The sequence below is a fragment of the Leucobacter sp. OH1287 genome (assembly GCF_003859945.1).
Classification (GTDB): domain Bacteria; phylum Actinomycetota; class Actinomycetes; order Actinomycetales; family Microbacteriaceae; genus Canibacter.
Genome location: NZ_RQYM01000004.1, coordinates 136,532 through 146,154, shown reverse-complemented (window position 1 = coordinate 146,154; position 9,623 = coordinate 136,532). Strand labels below are relative to the sequence as shown.

Here is a 9,623-nt window from a genome sequence, read left to right as displayed (position 1 = left end):
ATGTAGCTAGAACAGAGGTAGAATAGCAGTACGTTTGTTGGGCTACTTTTCGCCCGTCATTTTGGGCTACTTTTCGACCGTCACCGACATTGAAGTTGTAGATTTTGATTGCTGTTTTGAGTTGGTCGTTTAGTTGTTCGATTGTTGCGGCTTTTCCTAGGGGGGGGAGTGATGATGGTTTTGGTGACAATCCATACAGTTGTTTCAACTATTGTTGAAACAGGAAGAGGGTTAACATGCCAAAATCATTTTCAACAGAGTTTCGCGCCGAGGTAATCCAGGTTGCTCTATCTAGACCAGAGGGGGTAACGCTTACGCAAATTGCTGACAGCTTCGGCATCTCACCAGGCACACTGGGCAGGTGGCTATCACAGTATCGTATAGACAATGGCAGCAAGCCAGGAGTAACCAGCAGCGAGCAGGCGGAGATAGCGAAACTTAAAAGGGAAAAGCAGGAGCTTGAATACGAGGTAGAAATCCTCCGTCGCGCGGCAGCGTTTCTATCACAGGCGCATATACCGTCAAAAGGTTCTACCCGCTAGTTAGAGAACTATCAGCTAGCGGGATACCGGTAAGTGCCTGCTGCAGGGTGCTGAAACTAGCAAGACAGCCTTACTATAGGTGGCTTAAAAACCCGGAGAAACCCTTACGGGAGAAACAGCGGGAACAGCGGCTTAGGATGCTTGAGAGAATCCATGAGGAGGTGCCAGAGTTTGGGTATCGACTGCTTTGCGATCAGGCCGCTGAACGTGGACTGGTGATGTCAGAGAGAACAGCCTGGAAGCTGTGTAACAGTATCGGGATTAAAGCCAAGATTGTAAGGAAGGGTCCTAAAGCCAGTAAATCGTTGCCTGCGATTCATGATGATCTGGTGCAGCGTAACTTTACTGCCGTTAAGCCTAACCAGGTTTGGTTGACTGACATTACAGAGCATCCTACCCGTGAGGGGAAACTGTATTTGTGTGCGGTTAAGGACTTGTTCTCTAACCGGATTGTGGGTTATGCGATGGATTCCAGGATGACGGCGGATCTTGCTGTTAGGGCACTGTCGGCGGCTGTTGCTTTGCGGGGTGATGTTGCCGGTTGTGTGGTTCATTCAGACCGGGGTGGCCAGTTCCGGTCGGGGAAGTTCATAAGTCTGTTGCGAGTGGCTAAGCTTCAAGGTTCGATGGGTAAGGCTGGCGCTTGTGGCGATAATGCGGCTATGGAATCGTTTTTTGCTTTGCTGCAAAAGAACGTGCTTGATCGGAGGGTGTGGAACACTCGGAGGGAGCTTAGGCAGGAGATTTTCATGTGGATAGAAAGGACTTATCATCGCAGGCGCAGGCAGAAGCGGTTAGCTAGGTTGACGCCTATAGAGTTCGAGGCCATGATGGGAGTGTGCGCGACTGCGCACGGTTAGATAGTGATTGTCACCAAAACCAGCAGCAGTCCCAGGATCCTTCTTTCGCGGGTCGAACCAGCACCTCGAAGCCGCCAGGGTATTCTGTGTTCAATTCACTTGCTTTGTCGAAATCGCTGGCAATCTTGACTAGGCCTTGAAGCACTTCAGCGACGTGGGCTGCAGGAAGTTCGTGGATAGCAGAACCATCTTTGTTTTCACCAAGAAAACGGAGTGTAAGTGTGTCGAGTACGTTGTTGTCAATCTTATCAGTCATTCTCTCATTTTATATGTCATTAGAATCAAAAGATAGGTATACTGCAAGGTGTGTTATAGTTCATGATTAATTCTGTCGCATCGTACCCGTTCGGGTTTCATACCGGGGCGAAACCTGAAAGATGGTTCTTATGCTGAAGGAATCTGAGTGGAGTTTAAGCAGCTCGCTGTTCATTTGGTGAGTGATTTCTTAGTTGCTGGCCAGATGTGTTTATTATGCAAGGTGATCCGCTTGATCGCCCAGAAGCTTGGGATTAGTTTAAAAGCATTAGGTGATAGTATTACGATCCCAGGGTGACTCAAGACCGTGAGGATGGCTCACTAGTAGCAGAGAGGAAGAGTTTGAGACGCAAGATTGTTGAGTTGGGCCTGGTTAATTATCTACTCAAGGCTGCCTCGGCTTTTAAGCAGATTGTACACCCTGCGGAGTTCAAGATTTTTAGCCCGTAAACGAACGTTTGCCCCGTAATCAATCACAGCAGCATTACTATTTTTGTGGGAGTAGAATTCTGGCGCATCCTGTCTTTGATTGTATATGGTGATATGCCCAACTTCTCGGCAACCTCCTACATGAGTGCACCTGGTGATGTTTCACTGTTAAAGGTAGTAGCGTTCTTAAAACGCACTAGAAAATTTTGGTGCCATAGATACAGTTCCTTTCACCCAAATGGTGCGCAACAAAACCCCAGGCAATTCAGTGTGTAACCGCATCTAGAATTGAGCCAAAACCGCAGTAAAAGTGAGCCATCCTGCGCTCTGACAATCAACGCCATTCTGGAGGTCACGAATTACGGCACAAACACCGCACTATGCTCCCTCACCATTTTGATTTCACCGCTTAATCACCATAGCGAGACCTTGTCCGACGCCGATGCAAATTGCCACAACAGCTATGCCAGATCCACGACGTTTGAGCTCGTGAGCAGCGTGTCCTATGATGCGGCCGCCAGAGGCGCCGAGCGGGTGACCTATCGCAATAGCGCCACCGTGGATGTTCACGTTCGATGGATCCATATCTGGCCACCCTGCGATGCAGGCGAGTGCTTGTGAGGCGAATGCCTCATTGAGCTCCACAAACTCAACATCTGCCCAAGTCAGGTTTGCCTTGGCGAGGGCTTTATTGGCTGCTTCTATGGGTGCGATGGGGAAGTAATCTGGATCTACACCGTGAGCAGCGCTGCTTACTATCTGGGCAAGAGGCTCAGTTGGAAGGGCATTCTCAGAGCCGAGCAAAACAGCAGAGGCACCGTCATTTATGGACGAGGAGTTTCCAGCTGTTACAGAGCCATGAGCCTCTCGCGTAAATAGTGGTTTCAGCGTGGAGAGCCTAGCAACATCTGTGTCAGGGCGGATCCCTTCATCGCGGTCCAGGTTCACATCGGGTACCTTCACAACCTCTTCATCGAACACCCCCGAGGCCCAGGCAGAGGCTGCCAGTTGATGAGATCGTGCCGCGAAGCTGTCCTGCTTTTCTCTAGAGATATGAAACTCTTGAGCGATTTTCTCAGCTGCTTGCCCGTTAGAAATAGTCCAGCTCGTTGGCAGGGCGGGATTAACCATTCGCCAGCCAATCGAGGTATTCCAAAGGGTTTGGTTCCCTACCGCTGGCCACCCTTTTGCAGACTTCTCTACAACGAAAGGTGAGCGGCTCATAGATTCGACACCACCAGTGAGCACAAGTTGTGCGTCTCCAGCTGCAATTGCCCGGGAGCCTTGAATGGCGGCCTCGACTGAGGAAGCGCAGAGTCTATTAACGGTGACGCCGGTAACAGAGGTTGGAAAGCCTGCAAGTAGTGCTCCGAACCTGGCGACGTTTCGATTGTCTTCGCCAGCTTGATTAGCATCACCAAAAATTACATCCTGGATCATGCCCGGATCAACATCATTACGGCGAACTATCTCGCGCATAACTAGCGCCGCCAAATCGTCAGGTCTTACAGAAGCTAGTACGCCTCCAGCTTTCCCAAAAGGTGTCCTAACAGCATCGTAAATATAAGTTGTTGCAATCATGATCTTCCGTTTTCATCGTGGTCTTGGTTTTGTGTTGTGAAATCGAGCAAGGGCAGGTCGGTCAAAGTCTGTAAGTCGCAAAGAGAGATATCTGTATAGTTCTCTAAAACTGCAAAACCAGAGGGTGTTATCTCGAAGAGAGCCATATCGGTATAGACTCTGGATACGCAGTTCCTGCCTGTCACCGGGTATGTGCATTCGGTAACAAGCTTGCAATCACCGGCCTTTGTAAACAGGTCAGTCATTACATAGACGCTCTTAGCGCCTATCGCCAAGTCCATAGCGCCACCCACTGCCGGAATAGAGTCAGCTTCACCGGTTGACCAGTTTGCTAAGTCACCGTTTGCTGCTACTTGAAAAGCACCCAGTACACACACATCAAGGTGCCCGCCTCTCATCATGGCAAACGAGTCAGCATGGTGGAAATAAGATGCACCGGAGACCTCAGTAACTGCCTGTTTTCCTGCATTGATCAGATCAGGGTCAACCGCTGTCTCTTCCGGAGCGCCACCCATTCCGAGCATCCCGTTTTCAGTGTGTAAGACAATCTCAGATTCGCTGTCTAAATAGTTGGCAATCAGCGTAGGAGCACCGATCCCGAGGTTGACGATTGAACCTTCAGGTATATCTGCTGCTATGCGTGCAGCCAGTTGCTGTCGAGTTAGTTTGCGTGTCATCTCATTCTCTTCCCTTTGGGATGCTGTTATAAACCGGTTTCCTAGAGGTGCTGGTTATAGAGGGTTGCCTGATAGATCCACACCGCCTGTGAAGACTCCGTTCTTTAGCCAACCTCTCTCACCCACGGGCACAATTCTGTTCACGTAGATTCCAGGAGTAACCACATGCTCAGGGTCGAGAGAACCCAGTGGCAGTACTCTATCCACCTGCGCAATGGTAGTTGTGGCTGCGCTCGCCATAATCGGACCAAAATTGCGAGCTGTCTTTCGGTAGACCAAATTTCCCCAGCGATCACCCTGGTATGCGCTGATTAGGGAGTAATCGGCGTGTAACGGATACTCTAGAACGTAGTCTTTTCCGTTGATCTCCCGGTTCTCTTTGCCCTCTGCTAGGGCAGTGCCCACTCCTGTCGGGGTGTAAAACCCGCCTATGCCAGCACCAGCTGCTCTGATTCGTTCCGCTAAGTTACCCTGCGGTACTAGTTCCAGCTCGATTTCATTATTGCGATAGAGGGTATCAAAAACCCATGAATCAGATTGCCGAGGAAATGAACAAATAATCTTCCTAACCCGCTTGTGCTTTAGGAGTGCGGCGAGCCCAGTATCGCCATTCCCAGCGTTGTTATTAATGATTGTTAAATTCTTAGCGCCCTGTTTAATTAGGGCATTAATCAACTCGACGGGTTGGCCGGCTCTGCCGAATCCCCCGATCATAATGCTTGCTTCATCGGGTATGTCAGCCAGAGCTTCAGCAACTGAGCTTATAACTTTATTAATCATCTTGATGCCGATCTGAGATTGTGTTTGGGTTGCCTAATTTGTTTGGAGTTTGTTCTGAGCTGGGGTGGTTTGTGATGCTATTTGCTGCTAACCCTTCCGAGAAGATTTGCGAGGGGACTTATTATTCGCGGTTTTAGGAACCAGGCAGCGAGAATAGTAACTGCGGTGGCCAACATAAAGAGCCAGAATCCAAGCCAGTTCCGCGAGAATTCAGAAGGGTCAGAAGATCCCTGAGCAGCAAACATGTGGTTTAGATTTCGAAGGGCTCCAGTCGAAAACACCAGTGTCACATGTACGACGATGAAAAAGACGAAGTAGATCATCACATAGAAGTGGAGCTTCCGCGCTATCGCAACTGGGTATAAGCGACTAAGCAGAGCAGATTTTGTCGGCCATAGACTGCCTAGTCTAAATCCGGTAAGCGCTGCAAGCGGCGCAGCGACGAAAACTGTTGCAGTATAGGCTAACTGTTGTAATGCGTTGTAGTGGATCCACCCATTTTCTGTTGGCCAATCTAGTGAAGCATATTGCAACGCAACAGAGACGGAGTGGGGGAATACTTCCCAACTGAGCGGAACAATCTTGACCCATTGCCCTGTTGCAAACAGAAGGAATATGAAAATCACACCGTTCAGCAACCACAGAAGGTCTAGCATCTGGTGTAGCCATACAGTTAGGCTGATCTTTCTGTTGCGGTTCCACCGAGGGGACCAGAACGCACGGGGATTTCTCTCTCTTCGTATCTGGAGTCCAGAACGGATAATCAGAACCATGAAGAAAGCGTTCAAGAAATGTTGCCAGCTTAGCCAGATCGGGACACCGTGCACAGTCTCTAACGGTTGGGTAATCACTCCAGGATATAGAGTAATGAACTCCTTAACATCTCTTGTTTGTACTAGGGACTGTGCGCCCATAATGACAAAGGCCATAAGCGCAGCAGCCATGAAGAGGAGAAGTACTCTCACCTCTATTTTCATGCCTGACTTTTTGGCAACAGTAGGTAGAGTGCTCAAGGCAGCGGGCTCTTTCTGGCCTGTAAGGTTGCCAGAGCTATTATTGCTTGTTGAGTCTTTGGGACTTGTTGTGATACTGCAAAATATTGACGACTCTGCCACACCGTAGATGTTTATACAGTGTGATTCAGGGGGCCACGGATCACCAGAGGAAACACGTGGAAGCCCCCGCCTGATAGGTTTTTCAATTCCTGGGTTGTCAGTTTTCTTCGGCATAGTTGTTCTTCTTGTTCAAACTTTCGATTTCGCTAATTAGCTGCGGCACTACCGTGAAAAGATCCCCGACGATCCCGAAATCTGCGATGTTGAAGATTGGTGCGTCGGCGTCTTGGTTGATAGCAACTATGACTTGGGAGTTTTGCATTCCAGCTACGTGCTGTATCGCACCCGAAATCCCCAACGCTATGTATAGTTCTGGAGCTACCGATAACCCGGTTTGCCCAATCTGCAGATCAGCAGGGACGAACCCTGAATCTACTGCAGCCCTAGATGCCCCTACCGCGGCATGTAGAGTATCGGCTAACTCGTAAACCAACGAAAAATCTTTAGTCGTGTTTAGTCCACGACCCCCAGCCACTACTGTCTGTGCAGTCTTTAGTTTTGGGCGAGATAAGTCGATGTCTTTGGGCGTGCTTGCAGTGATTTCGTACTGTTCTGCCGCGCTGCAGGAATGTTCTAGATCAATGATCAACGGGTCGATGCCTACTGCGCTAGTAATCTTGGTCTCAGTCGGTGAGGTTAGCAAATTGACTAGTAGGGGACCTACAGTAGGCGCAGATGTTACCGAATAGCTGCCACCAAATACGCTATGCTCAGCGACAATCCCCAGTTCATCTCTGAGTATTTTCGCTGCATTACTTGCCAGAGGTATTCCTGCCCGTATAGAGGCTCTCGCAGCTATCTCAACGTGGGGATCAGAAGTCGTGAGAAGAATGGCATCCGCAGCTGTCAATTTGATGGCGGAGCATATTGCCGTAACCGCACAACTAACGGATGATTTGCAGGAGCATGAGGTTCTAAGTACAGCAGAAGCGCCAGCTGATGCAAGAGATTTAATGGTTTCTGATTCTTTGTCCTCTAGCTTTGGAAGAATGACCACAGGTGTTCCAACGGTGCTTGCCACATTAATCAAGCTCAGACTCTGATCGCTGATTAAACCCGTAAGGTTAAAGTCTGGTTGCACCAAAATAGGATTGATCACTGTTGTAGACAAGACCGTTACCCCCTATCTAGTAGTCCTTTGCTCATCAAAAAATGGGCTAGTTCTTTGGCGGCAGATCCCGAATCTACTATTTTCACGCCAGCCGCGCGGCTTGGTCTTTGGCTCGCTGATAAAACGACAGAGTAGGCTACAGCTTCCGGATTAATTTCTAAGCCTAGATCGCTCAAGTTGTGAGCCTGTAACGGCTTCTTCTTCGCGGCCAATATGCCTTTGAAATTTGGGTGCCGACACTCGGGAAACGACTCTGTAATAGTTACAATCGCTGGGTAGGCAACTTTTAGTGTTTCAACATTCGTTTCAGTGTTTCTAGTTGCTAAGAAACTTTGGGAGTCAACATGCTCCAGGGATGACAATCCGGTGACGCATGGGATACCTAGGATTTCAGAGAGCATAAATGGTATTGCTCCCGTTCCGCTATCACTAGATGAATTGCCAGCTATCACTAGATCAAACTCTGTTGTTTGTAGGGATGCAGACAAGGCACGAGCTGTTAGACCAAGATCTGCGCCGACTAAGAGCGGATCACAAATATGGGTTGCTGAATCGGCGCCTATTGCCAGCCCTCTCCTGAGCACGGCTTCACCCGATGCTGGCGAAAGCGATAGCAGCGCCACCTCAGAGTTTTCGGACTTTTCAGCGAGGCGTAGCGCAGCTTCCAGGGCACGCTCGTTTATCTCATCAATAGCATTATCTGTTTCCTGGCGTACGGTCAACCCGGTTTCAATGTTGAGGCTGGGTTTTGCCGCGGAGTCCGGGACTTCTTTGATTAGTACTACGATTCGCATTGGTTTCCCTTGGTGTCTAACGCTTGTCGTGATCGGGCTGGCGCTATGTGGCAGCCTGTGTGCTATACGCGGTTGCGCTTCATGCAATCATATACGATAGTCTTGTTGTTTTACTAATCGAGTGATATTGCGGCGAAAAGCAGCCATTATAATTTTCCTTGTCTCGGATTTGACACAATGCGACTTTGGGGTTAAGTTTAAAACAATAGTTCTATAGTGTTGAAGCTGGTTGGTATTACTACATCTGGTGGTGCGACTATCTCACGTGAGAGGAAATTCGATGAAGAAGCAGAAAGTGGTCATTATTGGTGCAGGTGTTCTTGGTTTGTTTACAGCGCTGGAACTGCTCGATAACGACAGATATGAGGTTGATGTTCTAGACGGGGCAAACCCAGGCGATGGATCATCTGGGCGATCTGTTGGAATGGTAGAAACACAATATTTCACTGGCAAAGATGTGCAGGTGCGCGCATTCGCTAGGGATGTGTTTAGCGATCTAGAAGAGAATCACGGAGTGGGTTTCACGCACTGCGGCTACTTACGACTTGGTAAGAGCGAAGATGACATGGCAAGGTTTCAAGAGAGTCAAAAAATACAAGCCGGGTTTGGAATTACCGACACCGAACTCTTAACCTCAGCGGAAATTGCTAACCGTTGGCCGCATTTGATAACTGAAGATGTGGTTGGAGGACTCTATGGCAAATGGGATGGCTATGTAGACGGTTACGAGGTTTGCCAAACGTTGGCAAGGCTGATCCGACAAAAAGGCGGAAGAGTGCACGCGGGAACACCCGCGTTAGCAGCGGATTTCATTGAAGGTATGTGGCAAATCAAAACCTCTGAGGCCGCGTTTGATGCTGATTATGTGGTAAATGCTGCTGGTGCACATGCTGGACAGGTAGGAGATATGCTCAACGCGCCGGTTCCATTACAGCCACAATTACAGGGTGCCATCACAATCAAGCTAGATGGTGCCACGAGCGGAACTCCGTTTGTTATGGACTATGTTCCGGGATCTGGAGTAGATGGTGTCTACTTCAGATCAGAAGGTAAAGCGCATCTTATCGCAGGGTTGCATACAGACGAGATAACAGGCGACATAGTAGATCCGGACATGCAGTTGCAAAGCGTGACAGATGAGATGCTGGAAAGAATCGCAGGATTGCTTTTTGGCCGGCTACAGAATGCAGAAGACTTGCAACTTGATCGTAGCTGGCAGGGCATTTACCCAACAACACCTGACTTGAAGCCAATCGTTGGAAAACATCCGGACAAACCCGGGGTCATCTGCGCGTTGGGAGCAGGCGGATCTGGGATACAGCTCGCACCTGCCATTGCGCGCATCGCAGCGGCTGAAATTAAAGGCGAAAACAATGCCGGATTCGAGATTGAGGAGGACTGGAGTGCGAAGCGATTGCACAACTAGATCAGATGGTCGAGAAGGCTTGTGAATCACTAACGAAGATGAGTTTAGGTGAT

9 protein-coding genes are annotated in these 9,623 nt (G+C 49.2%); 2 read left to right on the top strand and 7 right to left on the bottom strand.

The annotated features are described in order from the left end of the window. Window positions 1–236: 236 nt before the first annotated feature. A protein-coding gene (locus tag EII30_RS03655; RefSeq protein ID WP_233569262.1) for an IS3 family transposase occupies window positions 237–1,402 on the top strand; the annotation gives its coding sequence in 2 pieces (ribosomal slippage) (window positions 237–521 and window positions 524–1,402; 1,164 coding nt in all). A gap of 10 nt (window positions 1,403–1,412) precedes the next feature. On the opposite strand, the gene EII30_RS03650 is transcribed toward EII30_RS03655, so the two are convergent. The 7 genes from EII30_RS03650 to EII30_RS03620 form a co-directional block, all read right to left on the bottom strand. Continuing rightward, a complete protein-coding gene (locus EII30_RS03650; RefSeq protein ID WP_124885973.1) occupies window positions 1,413–1,658 on the bottom strand; it encodes a hypothetical protein in 246 nt (81 codons plus the stop codon). 830 nt (window positions 1,659–2,488) lie between these two features. After that, window positions 2,489–3,664: a thiolase family protein gene (locus tag EII30_RS03645; protein WP_124885982.1), complete on the bottom strand. Its 1,176-nt coding sequence runs from the start codon at window positions 3,662–3,664 to the stop codon at window positions 2,489–2,491. Then, window positions 3,664–4,344 (bottom strand): 3-oxoacid CoA-transferase subunit B, encoded by a 681-nt coding sequence (locus EII30_RS03640; protein ID WP_124885972.1) that lies wholly within the window; start codon window positions 4,342–4,344, stop codon window positions 3,664–3,666. Before EII30_RS03640 ends, EII30_RS03645 begins: the two co-directional genes overlap by 1 nt. Before the next feature lie 54 nt (window positions 4,345–4,398). Beyond that, entirely contained in the window at window positions 4,399–5,124 is a 726-nt protein-coding gene (locus EII30_RS03635) for a 3-oxoacid CoA-transferase subunit A (protein WP_124885971.1), read from the bottom strand. A 77-nt stretch (window positions 5,125–5,201) separates the two neighbouring features. Continuing rightward, the gene (locus EII30_RS03630) at window positions 5,202–6,353 is read right to left on the bottom strand and encodes a cytochrome b/b6 domain-containing protein (RefSeq protein ID WP_124885970.1); all 1,152 of its coding nucleotides are present in this window, start codon (window positions 6,351–6,353) and stop codon (window positions 5,202–5,204) included. After that, window positions 6,337–7,350, bottom strand: coding sequence for an electron transfer flavoprotein subunit alpha/FixB family protein (locus EII30_RS09110; RefSeq protein ID WP_305029039.1), 1,014 nt, complete (start codon window positions 7,348–7,350; stop codon window positions 6,337–6,339). Before EII30_RS09110 ends, EII30_RS03630 begins: the two co-directional genes overlap by 17 nt. A gap of 5 nt (window positions 7,351–7,355) precedes the next feature. Continuing rightward, complete coding sequence (locus tag EII30_RS03620) at window positions 7,356–8,144, bottom strand: electron transfer flavoprotein subunit beta/FixA family protein (protein ID WP_124885969.1); 789 nt, start codon at window positions 8,142–8,144, stop codon at window positions 7,356–7,358. A gap of 280 nt (window positions 8,145–8,424) precedes the next feature. Between EII30_RS03620 and EII30_RS03615 the strand changes: the two genes are divergently transcribed. Further along, on the top strand, window positions 8,425–9,570 hold the full coding sequence (locus EII30_RS03615) for an FAD-binding oxidoreductase (protein ID WP_124885968.1): 1,146 nt from the start codon (window positions 8,425–8,427) through the stop codon (window positions 9,568–9,570). Window positions 9,571–9,623 lie beyond the last annotated feature (53 nt).